Source organism: Olegusella massiliensis (assembly GCF_900078545.1).
Classification (GTDB): domain Bacteria; phylum Actinomycetota; class Coriobacteriia; order Coriobacteriales; family Atopobiaceae; genus Olegusella; species Olegusella massiliensis.
Genome location: NZ_FLLS01000002.1, coordinates 1,266,566 through 1,281,505, shown reverse-complemented (window position 1 = coordinate 1,281,505; position 14,940 = coordinate 1,266,566). Strand labels below are relative to the sequence as shown.

Here is a 14,940-nt window from a genome sequence, read left to right as displayed (position 1 = left end):
AAAGACTCCTTCACGCGGCAGACACAACCGCATACCAACTCCAAGACGGATAGCATACAATTTTAGCAGAATACCATCTATTAGTGTTTGCCACATAACTTCAAGACTAAGGATACATATGGGTTATTCAGCAGCGATTTTTGATTTGGATGGCACCATCTTAAATACCCTTGAGGACCTGTGGTCCTCGGTTAACTATGCCCTCGAGCTTCACGACATGCCCAAAAAAAGTCATGAAGAAACCCGCCGCAATCTAGGCAATGGTATGAAGTTTCTCATTGAACATTCCGTGCCTCTCAATACACCTGAATCGTTAACACAACAAGTCCTGACAGATTTCAAAGCTCATTATGCGGATCACTGCGCCGAGACAACTGCTCCCTATCCGGGTATATATGAGCTGATTGATGCCTTGCACGCACACAATATTCGCTGCGCTGTGGTTTCTAACAAGGGCGATTTTGCTGTTCAGGAACTTGTAAAGCAGTACTTCTCTGGTAAGTTTGATATTGCTGTTGGTGAGCGCGAAAGCGTTCGGCGCAAACCCGCTCCCGACATGGTACAGGCAGCACTCAAAAGTTTTGAACTCACACCCGCTGATTGTGTCTACATTGGCGACTCAGAGGTTGACATCGATACCGCTCGCAATACTAGCTGCGACTGTATTGTGGTGGATTGGGGTTTCCGCGACCATGACTTTTTACGTGAGCATGGAGCGCCACTTATTGTCAGTGACACAGCGGCACTACTACAGGCAATCCTCAGCTAGTTGCAACCCAAAGCCGCAACGAAACGTGGCGAGGATGACATACGCCACAGGAAGATGCGATTTGCTTATCCTACAAAACGCATAAGCAAAAAAGAAACCAACAAATTCTTGATATTCACAATGCCTTCAAAGCATGCTCATTAAGCCATCATTTATGTTTATTTTTTGGGCAATCAACTGCGGATTTTATATTTTTTCCTCAGAAAATCCCGCGAATACAACGCTTACCTATCGGTAAGTGGCTGTGCGTATAAAACTGGTAATTTCGGGCTACTATTGGAATATGGAAACATCCACTCATCCGAGGAAAGGTGGCATACATGGGTAAGAAAGCTGCTGAGGCACTCGAGATTAATTACGACGAGCTCGCCGACTATCTGCACTGCAATCACTCAGTGTATATGAAGGTCGACGGCAATGTCTATTATCTGACCGACGTTAACTTCGAGTCGTGGCGTGCACAGGACACCAGCAGGCGTAATAGCAAGAATCACTTTGTAGATTGCAGCCCTTTGGTACCTACGGTCGATGAGTTCTTGGCTCTTCCCTTCATCCACGGCAAAACCATCAAGGATGTCTTCTCTGACTCCAAGTTCTATGCGTCTCTTTCTCATGAGAAAAGCGCGTAAGCAAAGCGTATCGTAGCTTTACATAAAGTTCTAAAACGACTCGGGGTCCGCTGGCGTAAGTCAGCGGACCTTAGTCATAATTTCGATAGATGGTTCGTTTTTCGGTCTGCTTTTCGATAGATGGCTCGTTTTTCGAACTAGAGGAAAATCTGACCTGCGGTTTTACGCTCCCCTACCTCGAAACTCGAACCATCTTTTGTTTAAGACCTCGAAACTTGAACCATCTGTAATTGGCGCGTTCGAAACTCGAACCATCTGTGGTCGAGGGCACATCTGCACTCACGCTGTGCCCTCTCTAACCGAAGGCACGTTAAACGCAAGCTCTGCTTGGCTACATCTCTGTGCGCAAATTATTTACTCAGAATCAAAATCAGCAGTGAGGCTCTCCAGATGGTCAAGGTACATATTTTCGGTAGCAAACTTATGCGGCGACCTCTTGGCATAACGCTTAACTGCAGAGGCCGACTTCTTGATCTGCACCAAAGTACCAGGGCCAGCCACACAGCCGCCAGGACAAGCCATACCTTCCAATAGATAGCCAGGATATTTGCCTTTGATGGCATCTTTCATCATCTGTCGGCACTCATCAAGACTCTCAGCATTTGCGATAGACACCTCACGGTCAGGATATTTATCATGAATTGCATTAACAACCGCGTTTGCAACGCCACCCGCGACCGCGAAACCACGACCATCAGCACTCGCAACGTCAAAATCGCTCTTATTATCATCATGTAAGCTGAGGTAATCGATGTCCTTGGCTTCCATCATGCCTGCCATTTCCTCAAAGGTCAAAACAAAATCAACCTCAGAGCGAACAGACTTGCGAAGTGCTTCACCCTTCTTTGCTGCACATGGTCCTACAAAAACTATCTTTGCGTGGGGATGTTGGCTTCGAATCATACGCGCGGTCAAAACCATCGGAGTTAGCGCCATGGAAATGGCTTCTTTGTGCTCGGGGAATTCTTTCTTTGCCATAGAAGCCCATGCGGGACAACAAGATGTGCCCATAAATGGAAGCTTATCAGGTACTTCAGAAAGATAATCCTCTGCTTCCTGCACTGTACAGAGGTCGGCACCCAAAGCGACTTCCTCAACACCGGAGAAGCCTAATAGCTTGAAGGCTTCACGCAGCTTGCCAACATTACCTTTACCGCCAAATTGGCCAACAAAGGCAGGCGCAACCGCAGCAATCACTTCTTCTCCCTGAAGAATAGAGAAGATAACCTGCGCAATCTGACTCTTATCGGCGATAGCGCCAAAGGGGCAGTTAATGAGGCACTGACCACAAGAAACGCACTTTTCAGAATTAATTTCAGCACGCCCATGCTCGTCAGAACCAATGCAGTGCATGCCGCAGGCATCAGCGCAGGGACGCACGTGACGATGAATTGCGTGGTAAGGACAAACCTGCGCACAACGTCCGCACTTGATGCAAAGGTCTTGATTGATAACTGCACGCTTGTTTTGAAACGAGATCGCCTGTTTGGGACAAATCTCACGACAGGGATGGGCAAGGCAGCCCTGACAGCTGTTTGTGACTTCATACACATTATCTTTGCAAGCATTGCAAGCAAACTTGATAACATTAATCAGCGGCGGCTTATAGTAATCCAAACCGTTAGTCGTAGCTTCTTTGATTCCCTCAGAAACACGGCAAGGCTTGTCAACGCCTTGCAAAGGCAAGCCCAAGGCTAAACGAATGCGCTCAGAAACAATGGCACGCTCAAGAAAAACTGATTCACGATAAGTAGCTACATCACCAGGCAAAATCTTGTACGGAAGATTGTCAAATTTAGCATCAAAATATTCATCACCACTTTCGGGATGACTCGGGATGCTATAGCAAATCTTTGCGACTTCGCGGAATACATCACGCCTAATTTTAGTTAGACTGGTGTACACGCCACGCATGGTATCAGCCATGGTTGCCTCTCTCTTTTGCTGTATTTCTCCCCAATTCTTAAAGTCTATTATGACGCAGTAAAGCCCAGCTTGGCAAAGCGTTTTGGGAAAGCGGTTTCGAGCTTTATATGCTGTTGAGTTACTGGATGCTCAAACTCCTCACGCCAAGCATGAAGCATTAAACCATCAGGATGCGGCACACCACCATAAAGACTATCTCCTAGCAAAGGAAAGCCCACAGAAGCAAGATGTACTCGAATTTGATGGCGGCGTCCAGAAAGCAACTCAAGTTCCAGTAAGCTCAAACCCTTGCAGCGCTGAAGTACACAAACACGAGTATGTGCTTCTTTTCCATGGGAATGTATACGCATGCGATGAGCATTATGACGATCGCGACCGATAGCTGCATCTATCTGATGAATGCACGAGGGGAAGTCCCCTGCAACCACGGCCAAATAGCGTTTACGCAAAGCGTTGCTTGCCACCAGAGCATCAAAGGCAGGTTGGAATTCTTCGGTAAGAGAAAATATCACCAATCCCGTCGTTGCTACATCGAGGCGCTGAATTGCTTGAGGTCGCCCAGCATAACCCTGTGTACATAGATACTCTGCAACTCGCTCGCTCAGATTGGGAGCTCCAGTCCCATCTCCATGCACTAAAATACCTGCAGGTTTATCAACTGAAAGAAAAAACGCATCGGCTGCAAGCAAAGAAAAGCCTTTCGCTGCAGATGGGTCCAGACACTGCACTGGCCTAACAGCTAGCTGAAGCTTTACTTCTTCCCAAGCACTGAGCATGTCCTCGGGATGCAGGACCTGCTCTGCCAAACGCAAGCGTCCATTCGCAAAGATGCGCTGAGTTTGCCGCTTAGAAATTCCTGCTGCCGCAAGAAGTTGGCCTGCCAACATCTCTCTTGTGGGCATAAAGCATAGCTGCTCTCCATCAGAGACCACATGAAACGCCTGAGTTTTGCTCATTGCAACTCCTAGAGAGGACCTTCTGCCGACCAGCCCTTGCCATCCCTCACTTTGGTTTGGAGCAAATCATAAAAGGCCGTAACGATAGACCACGTATGGGGGGAGTTGCGCCACGCGACACAGATGGGATACTTTGCTCCTTCACCGAGGTCTATGAGGCGCATACCTGCTTCTGCTGAGTGGGGAAAACTCGTATGGGCAAGCTCAGATGAGCAAAAACAAGCGCCTACCCCTCGGTATGCCAGTGCCACCAGAGTTTCAGCATTTTTAGAAATTACGCGCACATCAGGATGGATGTTTTCGCGACGAAAGGCCTGGCGAGGTACTGCCCCTGGTATATCTCCATCTCCTACCAGCAAAAAAGGTAGCTTTTCTAGTGCTTTGAGGCCCCCATCTTTTGCCGCTTCTGCCACCACTTCTTCTGCGCGACCAGGATAATAGCGTTCAAGCAAATCTTGACGACAAAGCAGCATAACTGCCTCATCGTACAAATCTTTCACCACTAATCCCTGTGCATCAGATTCGATTGTTGCAACAACCATATCAACGCGTCCTTCACGCAACAGCTGTACCAAGTCTTGGTTTTCACTCTCGTACAAGCTGACCGTAATCTGAGGATAGCGACGCTGAAAACTGGCTATAGTACGCGGCATGATAATGTGACCACGCGTAGATGCCACGCCAACGCGCAAAAGACCACGCTGGTTGCCAGAAATATCGCGAAACTCCTGCTCCATCACGCGACGCTTAGTTTGGAAATGGCGTGCATATTCAAGAAATTCTTCACCGGCATATGTCAGCGTCAAAGGCACATGGCGATCGACTAGTCTCACGTGCAGCTCGCGCTCAAGGCCAGCAATATGAGCAGATAGTGTTTGCTGGGTTACGTTGAGCCGCTCGGCTGCGCGAGTAAAACTAAGCTCTTCTGCAACTGCAATAAAATAATCAAAGGAGCTAAAGTTCATATTGTTCTCCCCTTATGCGGACACATATCTGAATCCCTGTTGAGCAATACACTTAGCTTTACGTAGCGTTTTTGATGCTTTTTTAACACAAATAATATTTGTATATAGTACATCTAAATACAGTTTGACTCAATGTTCTCATGCGGCAAGAATAGCTCTGTATGTGCGCGTATTAAATGAAAGGGACTTGCCGCATGGCTGAGTACATTACTCTTGGTTTGTTCGTCGTAATACTTTTAGTTACCCTCTCTTCAGGCATTCCCCTAGTTGTATCGCTTGCCATGGGCCTCATGATCTTTTTGGCATATGGTCTCTTTCGCGGACACAAACCCCAAGCCCTTTTTGGCATGATCAAGCAGGGCGTATCTAAGGTTCGTCCCGTACTTCTTCTTTTGCTCATCATTGGAGCCATTACCGCAAGCTGGCGTGCATCAGGTACTATTCCAGCTATTGTCTGTCTGTCAACCCAGATTATTTCTCCACAGCTTTGCTTGCTTGCATTTTTTTTGCTCTGCTCAGCAATGTCAACGCTTATGGGCACCTCTTTTGGTGCAGCAGCAACAATGGGCGTTATCTGCATGACCATCGCCCGCGCCATGGGTATCAATCCCATGTTTGCTGGTGGGGCAATTTTGGCTGGAGCCTACTGCGGCGACCGTTGGTCCCCCATGTCATCAAGTGCTTTTATCGTAGCAACTATCACTGATACCGATATCTTTGACAATGTGAAGCGCATGCTACGCACTGGCATCGTTCCTTTTATCGGCAGCTGTATTCTCTACGTGCTTATAGGAATATTTAGCGCAGGTTCAGGTACGGTTCCCAATGTTTCTGCTGCTTTTTCGTCAAGTTTTGAAATGTCACCTGTAGTCTTGCTTCCCGCTTTTGCCGTTATTGTACTTTCTGCTTTTAAGGTGCGCGTGCATATAACTATGTTGGTGAGCCTCGCATTAGCAAGCCTTATCTGCGTCTTTGTCCAAGGTGTTCCTGTAGGAGAGCTGCCGGCGCTTTACTTTGGTGGCTTCCACTCAATGAATCCTGCCTTGGCACATATGGTTGATGGCGGCGGTATTCACACAATGCTCGAGATTATCGCAATCATCTCTATTGCTGGCAGCTATGCAACTATCTTTGAGGGCACGGGGCTCATTTGCGGTATGCGCGGTATGATTCAAAAGATTTCCCAACGCTATACGCCCTTTGTGAGTGTGCTTATTACTTCAGTACTGGCGGCCATCATTAGCTGCGAGCAAACTTTAGCAGTCATGCTAACCCAGCAGCTTTGCGACGACGTCGAAGGCGATGGCTCTGCTCTAGCACTGGACCTAGAAAACAGCGCTATTGTAATTACAGCGCTCGTGCCTTGGTCGATTACCTGCGCAGCTATTCTTTCTTTTGTAGATGCCCCCACTAGCTGCATTGTGTGGGCCTTCCTGTTATATCTCATTCCGCTTTGGACCTTGCTTCTGTCCTTTAAGTCGCGCAAAGATCCTAACTTTGTTGCCTCTGAGGCAGGACGCTTACTGGGTCTTGCTGAGCACGATGATGTCCGACGCGTTCGTGGCACCATAGATGCCCTTCCTAAGGTCGCATAATCACAGTACTTTTCGCTGTCTCTACCTTGCGCATCACACATCTTTGTGCGCCTTTGCGCGCAAGGTTAAAAGCGTCCCTAGTCCCCAGGACATACTGGGATCAAAAACTGCGGGGATTAAGAGCTTGTAGCGTTTACTAAACCAGGGTCTAGACCTGCGAGTGTCAGGGCTATTCAGCTGGTTCGGGCAAAAAGAGCGGGCAAACTACCTTGGTATACACCGCCAACCAAGCCATTGAGACACAAAAACCAGCCAACACATCAGATGCATAGTGCACACCTAAATAAATGCGACTCACGCCCACAGCAAGTACCACAAACGCGAGTGAGACTGACCACACCCAACGCATGACGCGGTCTTTCTCATAATGCCATACCAAATAAGCAAGCAGACCATAAAATGCCATTGCCACCATCGAATGTCCCGATGGAAAACTATAACCGCTCTCCGCTACGAGGCGAAAGCCCTCAGGGCGCGGACGCTGTACCAGCTGTTTAAGCAAAACATTAAGCACAGTAGCGCCTGCCAAATTGAATAACATACACCGCCCCGGCTGCCGCCCTGGCGCAAAAGCAGCCGCAACAATCCATACCACCACCAACACTACGGGCATTGCTAAGCCTGTAATTGCCTGCATAATTGGCGTAAGCAAATCACTCCGCAAATCCTCAACGATATAGTGGTATGCCAGACGATCAAGGCGCAGTATCTCGCCTCCCCACACATCTTCTAGCAAAAGCAAAAAAATTACGACACAGATAGCAAAAATCACTGAGCGTCGGTTTGCCCACGCAAGGCGCCGGCCCTTCTTAGCCACTTCTTGGGCTTCTTGTGAAAGCAACTCAGTATCCATTCAAAATCTCCGCTCGCCGGTCATGTAGGCATAAGCTATTTTGTCCAATAATTCTTTGTGTATCCTTAACTAAGCATAAAGGCATCGTAACGCCGCAAACTTATGTCTTCCGCGGACGCTACCATAAGGTAGGTACAACGCTAGATTTGAACTCGTACAACTCCTCACAAGAGTTGTTTTACAGCTTTGAGAGGATATTATGACATCGAGAATGAGTACAGAAAACGCGCTTTATTTGTATCGCCTCTTTCTTGAGGCTTTTGGCCAGGGCAAGCAAATCTTTTTGCCCCGCATCACAGAAGTATTGCAGGCAGATGGCATCACAGCGTATGACTTAGACTGCGAGTCTGTACCAGAGCTCTTGGAAAAACTTGAGTTTGTGACCCTCACCAAGTTTAAAGGTGGACGCATATATGCCACGCTACAGGCACATCCTCAGTTTGATGAAGCACTGACCACACTAACAACAGTTGCGGAAAATGAAGCACCCAAAAAAACTGGCAAGCCCTGGAAGCGCAAAAAGGCTCAGATGAGACCTATACATCCACCTCATCGCGAGCCACTAAAACCCCTGCATGAAGAACTGACAGAAGAAGAAACAGCTGCGTCTGAACCAATCAGTACGGCAGAATCCGAAAACACATCTGCCAAAACGTCTGCGCAAGTTGAAATAGCTGTTGCAAAAACGCCAGATCCTATCGAGCTTGAGCAAAACCAGGCTTCCGATGTTCCTGACGAAACGGCAGAAAAACCTAAAAATGAAACTCCCTTTGAGGGCGAAAATACAAATGAGACCAACACTGCCCTTCTGACCCCTCAGCCCTCAATTCGTCTCACTATTGTTCCCAAATCTGGGCCTGATGTAGAAAGCCTCGAGGAAGAAAACGTCATAGAAGACGAAAGTCTTTTGGAAGAGGGTTTGTTTCCCAAATCTGAACACAAAAGTTCTGCACCTCATCCTACATCTCAGGCTGTTATGTCTACCCCTAGTATTCCCACTCAAAGTGCTGCAGAGCGTGCCTTGCCCAAGCAATTCTGGCCTGAGGTGCGCTGTCCTGAAGAACTTATGAGCAAGCTCGCCCTATCGCTACCCTTCGGCGCTGACGTCCTATCAACACTCGAGGAGGATTGGCAGGTCGCTCGTGCAACTGGCAATGTGAGTTACACGCGCAATGATGCTCACTTCCCCTTGCGCTATCACGATGCCGGCAAAAAACCTCTTGAGGTGTATCTCAAACGCAGTAATGGTCTAAACGCAGGCAAGCGCTGGATTATCTCTGATGTCCAGATGCATACAGAATGCAGATCAACTCCCGAGCATAGAGAGCTGGCCACAGTCCCTCGCACAACACAGGATTTCTGGATGGCAATCTCTGCCACCTCTTTAGCACCTTATCGTCGTCGTAATCTCGCCTTAGAACTCTCTCGACATTTGCATTTCGGAAGCTGGACAGAATTTTGTCAAAGCTTTTTCCTGCTTGCGGCTCATGAAACTTGGGGTGAGATAGACGAGGACGACCTGCCAATTCTGCGTGAATATCTCAGTGTCAACTTTGTTCGCGCACTTGAACAAAACCGCGTCGTAGCGTCAACTGACGGCAAGCAAAAACTCTGGAATACTGGTCTGGTCAATGCGAATTACCAGGAGATTTTCTGTCTCATGAATGTAGTCTCTGCCGCAGAGTCTGGGCCTGCGGAATTTGTCGCGGCGCTCACGGCGACAGATCCTCGTCTCACTGGCTGGGAGATGCTCCCCGCTCCTGCAAGTTATATCTCTTCTCTCGAGGATCTCTATCTACCATATGAAACCACACTTCTCGACAATCCCCGCGCGGACGTTACTACAGAAGCCTGCATGCGTGCACTCGCTCGCGTAAAAAGATCCTTTCGTGAACTCGCACTCATTTGGGATCCTCAAACAAGTGAAAATTACCTGTTACTCCCACTTGAAAAAACAACAGCAGAAGAGGCTAACCCCCAAGTGAGCGCAGCACTTATAGCACAATACCAAGCAGGTCGCCTACACCCCTTGAAGACGCTTTGCTTGCGTGATGCCTATGCATGTGCTCGTGTGGTATCAGCTCAAATGCCTCGCTGGCTCTCGGAAGCCCTTAAAGCCTGATACAGTACGTCTACCCAGCATCACAAATGAACTCTGACAAGTCTTTGGCTGCAAAAGCTTTTTGCCGCATCAATGCAAAATCATAGCTGCAAGCCTGTCCTGATTGAGGGGTAGAATCTAAGACAGCACACAAGATGAGGCGGCTGGATATCCATAAGTTCCATTCGCTAAATTAGCACCACAAGGAGCACCATGAACGTTAGTCAAGCTATTGAACTTGCCGGCTCATTTTTTATTCCTGAATTTCTTCTTGCCGATGGTCTTTCTGCCGTTGAATCAGAGCGCCTCAGGACTGAGGAGGCCATTAAAGTCTTGCGCGATGAGTGGTTTGCGCAGCCATTGGGCAAGGAGTCTTTCTCCTTTGATTTAGTGCGTGAACTAGCCGACCGCAATCGCACGCTTTGTGACCTAGTAGAAACCTCCGATGCGCCAGAGGCAGTTGCCCTCGCGACCCGTCGCGCCGAATCCAACAGTCCTAATCTTTCACGCGGTATGACTGACGCCGATCTTATCCATGGCGTAGCTGCACTACAGCATCGCTCGTTTAAGAAGGTTACACGCGAAGTAGGCGGCAATATGGACAATCTTGCCGTGGTCTATGTTGCCGCACCCGTCAAGGGTACCGTTGTTGGTATTGACCTCGAAACTACAGGGCGCAATCCTGACCGTGGCTATATTATCAATATTGGCTGGGAAACCATGGAGCTCACGCCCGAAGCAACTCCCCAAAATGGTCGTGCCGTCTACTGTGGACTTCCTGATGCATGGGAAGGTCGCAAGATTCCAATGGAGCGTGTTCATCACATTACCCCTGATATGCTTGCTGGTAAAAAACCCCTGCGTCAGGACAAAGATCTACAAAAACAGTTGGTAACCCTGCTTTCTCGGTATCCTTTTATGGCACACAATGCTTCATTTGAGGATTCTTGGATGATGCTGCACCTCAACGGTTATGCCGAAGCACGCAAAGCAGGCAAGATTATACCTATCGACACACGCGATATTTGCCGTCGCATTGACAAGGATATGGTGGGGTTGCCCCGCGAATCGCGCCCCGCTTCACTAGAAAACTGGGCACGTCGTCGCGGCACCTTGGACACAGGAGAAGTAGAAAAACACCTTGGTCTTGATGATACCAACCTGATGCTGCGCACTGTACAAGCTGAGTTTGCTCTCCGTAATATGTTTGTGAGTTCCACACATGCAGAAGCCAAATCTCCAAACACAAGCGCCACTCACAAGAAGACGGGTACTACGACCACAACGACAAAATCACACGATACAAAGCGTATACAGACAAAGCACTCACCCCAGCTCAAAACTGCGAGCAAAAACCTCGAGCAAGCGCTTCTTGAACCTCTTGCTACAGTTTCGCGCGGAGGCTCTCTTGAACTTGCAAATTGGTCTGCTTCCTGGCTTACTCAAGCGGCATCCCAACTACCCGAACATCTTAAGGCAGCTGTACGGATAGGAAGTGTTGAGCAAGGGGATTTTGTTGCTTCTATTACCGGCGAAAGCAACGCCAATCCACAGGTCATCCAAGCGCGCCTGAGCGTAGTAGACCAAACTGGTTTAGCTCACGGACTTGCCTGCTTTGCAGTAGCGCTCGCCCAAGTGAGTGCTACTGGCAAACTTCCTACGCACTCCATCTCGCTTGCCTGCTTTAGTTAGTAACAGCTTTATGAAACAAGGCTTATGAGGCAAGATGCGCCCAGGTCGCAAAACTTTTAGTTACTGCTACCAAAGCCGCGACCACGATTGCCGCCACCAAAACCTCCACTACGGCGACTACCAAAGCGCTGGTTGCCACGGTCATTGTGCTCATAGCGAGCACTATGATTGGGGCGATTACCACGGAAGCCGCCGCGGTCATTACGCTCACCGCGAAAACCTCCACGATCGCTGCCGCGCTCATCACGGCCATGGAAACCATCGCGCCTGTTATCACGACTAGGGAAGCCCCCACGGCCCCCGCCTCGTCTATTGTCATCATGTCTACCAGCAAAACCACCACGTTCGCTGCCACGGAAACTGCCACGAGGCCCACGGTCCTCATCACGCAGACCCATAGCCTCCAATGATGCGTTAAGACCTTTAAGCAGTTCGACCAGGTCCTTGCGATCTTCTTCAGCAAAGCCAGGAATCAAAGTGGGCTCAACACTATCCGCACTCTCACCCTCAGACGTGCCCCTGCCTTGCTCGGTTAAAGAGACGCGCACTATACGCATGTCAGGCTCTTCGGGCTGCACACGAGTAACGAGACCGCGCTTCTCAAGACCAGCCAGCAGCTCGTCCAAAGCACGCAGGCGAGTACCCATCAGCTCGGCCATTTCTTTTTGTTCCATCTCAGACTTGAGAGTCAGCATTTTAAGAGCACGCTGAGCCTCACGATCGCGCTCAGCAGCATCACGACGCTCATCGCCCATCATGCGCTGGCGCTGACGCATCAGACGAGATGCCTTCATCAACTCGTCCATAAACAACTTATCATCATCTGTCTTGCTTGCTACAGAGCTCTCCTTTACTGGCTCTGTCATCTTTGGCTCTTGAGCCCATTCAGGCAAATTCTCGCGTGCCGGGTCCATCATCTCGTTGGCGTTCATATACCTTCATCTTTCTTCCGGTGCTCCCGCACCCGCGCTTCCGCGCGACCCTGACCCCATGTCAAGGTTTTTCAAGACAGCAAGCTGCTGCCAGGACAAGTCTAAACTACCCAAGAAACATTCCTGGTAAACACAGCTGATTCACACGAATTTGTCCTGCTTATATACAGGATGCGCAGTTTTTATCAATCCGTATACCTATAAAAAGGGCAATTGGGGGGTAGACTGTTTGCTAATTGTCGATAGCTATGGAGAACCCATGTCCACAAATCAACAACAAAAAACTGAGCAGGCCGTACAACCACTCGATCGTATTGCCATCGGCCGCCATGCAAGCATTGTCTGCATCATCTGCAATGTTACTTTAGCTACTGCAAAAGCTCTCGCAGGTATTGCTGCGGGTTCTGTCTCGGTCATAGCTGATGCGGTCAACAACCTCTCGGATGCCTCAAGCAATATTATCTCGCTCGTTGGTTTCCAACTAGCTGGCAGGCCTGCTGATGCTGAACATCCTTATGGGCATGGTCGCTACGAATATGTTGCAGGGCTGGTAGTGGCACTACTCGTCATGGCAATGGGCCTTGAACTACTCAAAAGCTCTATTGAAAAACTCATCTATCCCAGTCCAACTAATTTTGGGATACTTACCGGCATTGCTCTGCTTGCTTCTATCTTGCTTAAGCTCTGGATGATGAACTACACACGCAAGGTGGGCAAGCAGATCTCCTCTAAGACGCTCAAAGCAGCAGCTATCGACTCTCGCAACGACACCCTCACGACCACAGGAGTGCTCATCGCTGTCCTCATTACCCATTTAACGGGTATTAATCTTGATGGATGGGCTGGCCTTGCGATGTCTGCTTTTGTTATTTATAGCGGTGTACAGCTCGTCAAAGATACAGTTGATCCTTTGCTGGGCCACGCTCCTAGTACACAAAAAGTTGAGCACATTCGTCGTCGTATTCTTTCCTACCCAGGAGTACTTGCTACCCATGATCTTATGGTGCATGACTACGGTCCTGGTAGGCAGTTTGCCAGTGCACATGTCGAGATGGCAGCTGAGCGCAACCCACTTGAAACCCATAAAATCCTTGACCAGATAGAGCAGGATTTTCTTTCCCAAGATGGTCTTCATCTGGTATTGCACTACGATCCCATCATCACCTGCGACCCCGAGCACACCGATTTACACAACAGGATCGCCCGCCGCATACGCTCAATCGATCCCCGCCTGACCATTCACGATATGCATGTCGAGGGCTCAGTTAATGACACAAAAGCGGGCGCAACAATCTCTTTTGATTGCATACGCCCACAAGGCTTACCTATGACAAACGATGAGCTACGTGAAGCTTTGAATGAGGTACTCAAACCTCTCATCGGCAATAGCACACTCTCAATCGTTATTGACGAGGGTTACTTGCACATTGCCGATGATATCAACTCTAAAGAACATGAACATCCTCAGGGTTAAAGTCCACATATGCTGTGTCACCCACGTTGTAAATCTTTTTGTTACGAGGGTTATATACCGCAAGTTTAACCAACGCATGACCAATACGGACATGATAGTTTTGATATGCGCCCATAAAGCGAGATAGTACAACCTCACTTTTAAGCAGACCATGATCAGCTAAGGTCAATGCCTCAGGACGCAAAACCAGCGTTGCGCTGGCTCCCAACTCTAGATGACTGACAGCGGTCACGGGAACCTTGAAGCCCTCGGTCTCTACAACGCCTGTATCACCCATTTTTTCGGAAAGCTTACCGCGAAGGAAGTTTGACTCACCAATAAAGTCAGCAACAAATTCATCAGCGGGATGGTTATACACCTCGTGCGGGCCACCAATCTGGGCGACTACGCCCTTTTTCATAATGATGATTTGGTCGGCAATGGCCATCGCTTCGGACTGATCGTGGGTAACATAGACTGCGGTGATACCTGCCTCCTGCTGAATACGACGAATCTCGGTACGCATATCCACGCGCAATTTGGCATCAAGGTTGGAAAGTGGTTCGTCAAAAAGCAGCACGCCTGGCTCGATAACAAGGGCACGAGCCAACGCAACGCGCTGTTGCTGACCACCCGAAAGCTGATTGGTCATGCGATCTTCCATGCCTTCAAGACCCACAAGCGCCATGATGTGCTCAACCTTATCTTTAATGGTTGCCGCATCAAGCTTGCGCAACTTAAGGCCATAGGCAATGTTGTCAAAAATATTGTAGTGCGGAAGCAATGCATAGCTCTGAAAGACCATCGCCGTATCTCGTTTGTTAGGCGTGAGCTTGTTGATGGGGACCTCACCCATGAAAATCTCACCCTCATCGGGACTCTCAAAACCAGCAATCATACGCAGAATCGTAGTCTTACCACAGCCTGAAGGGCCCAACAGGCACGTAAATGAGCCTGGTTCCATCATCAGATTAGCATCTTGTACGGCATAAAAATCTTTCCCCGTTTTGGGGTCCTGATAAATCTTAGAGACATGTTCCAAACGAACACTCTGCTTTTCCTTGGTCAT

The 14,940-nt window shown here is 48.8% G+C and carries 12 protein-coding genes; 6 read left to right on the top strand and 6 right to left on the bottom strand.

Annotation, left to right across the window (positions count from 1 at the left end; translation table 11 throughout):
* Nucleotides 1-118: 118 nt before the first annotated feature.
* Together BN4314_RS05930 and BN4314_RS05925 are read left to right on the top strand one after the other, a co-directional pair.
* A complete protein-coding gene (locus BN4314_RS05930; protein ID WP_068540272.1) occupies nucleotides 119-769 on the top strand; it encodes an HAD family hydrolase in 651 nt (216 codons plus the stop codon).
* Between the two features lie 320 nt (nucleotides 770-1,089).
* Complete coding sequence (locus BN4314_RS05925) at nucleotides 1,090-1,398, top strand: hypothetical protein (RefSeq protein ID WP_021735211.1); 309 nt, start codon at nucleotides 1,090-1,092, stop codon at nucleotides 1,396-1,398.
* A 354-nt stretch (nucleotides 1,399-1,752) separates the two neighbouring features.
* Here the strand turns inward: BN4314_RS05925 and BN4314_RS05920 are convergent, their stop codons facing one another.
* Genes BN4314_RS05920 through BN4314_RS05910 form a run of 3 tightly spaced genes read right to left on the bottom strand, consistent with a single transcriptional unit; the run spans nucleotide 1,753 to nucleotide 5,245 of the window.
* Nucleotides 1,753-3,324: a 4Fe-4S dicluster domain-containing protein gene (locus tag BN4314_RS05920; RefSeq protein WP_068540271.1), complete on the bottom strand. Its 1,572-nt coding sequence runs from the start codon at nucleotides 3,322-3,324 to the stop codon at nucleotides 1,753-1,755.
* A gap of 47 nt (nucleotides 3,325-3,371) precedes the next feature.
* Nucleotides 3,372-4,280 carry an RluA family pseudouridine synthase gene (locus BN4314_RS05915; RefSeq protein ID WP_232309723.1) on the bottom strand — a complete coding sequence of 303 codons (909 nt, stop codon included), beginning with the start codon at nucleotides 4,278-4,280 and terminating at the stop codon, nucleotides 3,372-3,374.
* Nucleotides 4,281-4,288: 8 nt separating this feature from the next.
* On the bottom strand, nucleotides 4,289-5,245 hold the full coding sequence (locus BN4314_RS05910; RefSeq protein ID WP_068540270.1) for a LysR family transcriptional regulator: 957 nt from the start codon (nucleotides 5,243-5,245) through the stop codon (nucleotides 4,289-4,291).
* 194 nt (nucleotides 5,246-5,439) lie between these two features.
* Here BN4314_RS05910 and BN4314_RS05905 point away from each other — a divergent pair, with 194 nt between their 5' ends.
* A complete protein-coding gene (locus tag BN4314_RS05905) occupies nucleotides 5,440-6,840 on the top strand; it encodes a Na+/H+ antiporter NhaC family protein (protein ID WP_068540269.1) in 1,401 nt (466 codons plus the stop codon).
* Between the two features lie 169 nt (nucleotides 6,841-7,009).
* On the opposite strand, the gene BN4314_RS05900 is transcribed toward BN4314_RS05905, so the two are convergent.
* Nucleotides 7,010-7,693, bottom strand: a complete 684-nt coding sequence (locus BN4314_RS05900) for a phosphatase PAP2 family protein (protein ID WP_068540268.1) — start codon at nucleotides 7,691-7,693, stop codon at nucleotides 7,010-7,012.
* Between the two features lie 211 nt (nucleotides 7,694-7,904).
* Between BN4314_RS05900 and BN4314_RS05895 the strand changes: the two genes are divergently transcribed.
* Nucleotides 7,905-9,815 carry a DUF3825 domain-containing protein gene (locus tag BN4314_RS05895; RefSeq protein WP_068540267.1) on the top strand — a complete coding sequence of 637 codons (1,911 nt, stop codon included), beginning with the start codon at nucleotides 7,905-7,907 and terminating at the stop codon, nucleotides 9,813-9,815.
* Between the two features lie 192 nt (nucleotides 9,816-10,007).
* A complete protein-coding gene (locus tag BN4314_RS05890; RefSeq protein ID WP_068540266.1) occupies nucleotides 10,008-11,486 on the top strand; it encodes a 3'-5' exonuclease in 1,479 nt (492 codons plus the stop codon).
* A 56-nt stretch (nucleotides 11,487-11,542) separates the two neighbouring features.
* Here BN4314_RS05890 and BN4314_RS05885 read toward each other — a convergent pair whose 3' ends face one another.
* Nucleotides 11,543-12,418, bottom strand: coding sequence for a MarR family winged helix-turn-helix transcriptional regulator (locus tag BN4314_RS05885; RefSeq protein WP_068540265.1), 876 nt, complete (start codon nucleotides 12,416-12,418; stop codon nucleotides 11,543-11,545).
* A gap of 259 nt (nucleotides 12,419-12,677) precedes the next feature.
* Between BN4314_RS05885 and BN4314_RS05880 the strand changes: the two genes are divergently transcribed.
* Complete coding sequence (locus tag BN4314_RS05880) at nucleotides 12,678-13,892, top strand: cation diffusion facilitator family transporter (RefSeq protein WP_068540264.1); 1,215 nt, start codon at nucleotides 12,678-12,680, stop codon at nucleotides 13,890-13,892.
* Here the strand turns inward: BN4314_RS05880 and BN4314_RS05875 are convergent.
* Nucleotides 13,864-14,940, bottom strand: coding sequence for an ABC transporter ATP-binding protein (locus tag BN4314_RS05875; protein ID WP_068540263.1), 1,077 nt, complete (start codon nucleotides 14,938-14,940; stop codon nucleotides 13,864-13,866). The two genes, BN4314_RS05880 and BN4314_RS05875, sit on opposite strands and share 29 nt — an antisense overlap.

Excerpts from the sequence above, each read along its gene's own strand:
- BN4314_RS05915 (WP_232309723.1), bottom strand. The coding sequence starts at position 4,280 with ATGAGCAAAACTCAGGCGTTTCATGTGGTCTCTGATGGAGAGCAGCTA.
- BN4314_RS05910 (WP_068540270.1), bottom strand. The coding sequence starts at position 5,245 with ATGAACTTTAGCTCCTTTGATTATTTTATTGCAGTTGCAGAAGAGCTT.
- BN4314_RS05895 (WP_068540267.1), top strand. The coding sequence starts at position 7,905 with ATGAGTACAGAAAACGCGCTTTATTTGTATCGCCTCTTTCTTGAGGCT.
- BN4314_RS05905 (WP_068540269.1), top strand. The coding sequence starts at position 5,440 with ATGGCTGAGTACATTACTCTTGGTTTGTTCGTCGTAATACTTTTAGTT.
- BN4314_RS05880 (WP_068540264.1), top strand. The coding sequence starts at position 12,678 with ATGTCCACAAATCAACAACAAAAAACTGAGCAGGCCGTACAACCACTC.
- BN4314_RS05920 (WP_068540271.1), bottom strand. The coding sequence starts at position 3,324 with ATGGCTGATACCATGCGTGGCGTGTACACCAGTCTAACTAAAATTAGG.
- BN4314_RS05925 (WP_021735211.1), top strand. The coding sequence starts at position 1,090 with ATGGGTAAGAAAGCTGCTGAGGCACTCGAGATTAATTACGACGAGCTC.
- BN4314_RS05890 (WP_068540266.1), top strand. The coding sequence starts at position 10,008 with ATGAACGTTAGTCAAGCTATTGAACTTGCCGGCTCATTTTTTATTCCT.
- BN4314_RS05900 (WP_068540268.1), bottom strand. The coding sequence starts at position 7,693 with ATGGATACTGAGTTGCTTTCACAAGAAGCCCAAGAAGTGGCTAAGAAG.
- BN4314_RS05930 (WP_068540272.1), top strand. The coding sequence starts at position 119 with ATGGGTTATTCAGCAGCGATTTTTGATTTGGATGGCACCATCTTAAAT.
- BN4314_RS05875 (WP_068540263.1), bottom strand. The coding sequence starts at position 14,940 with ATGACCAAGGAAAAGCAGAGTGTTCGTTTGGAACATGTCTCTAAGATT.
- BN4314_RS05885 (WP_068540265.1), bottom strand. The coding sequence starts at position 12,418 with ATGAACGCCAACGAGATGATGGACCCGGCACGCGAGAATTTGCCTGAA.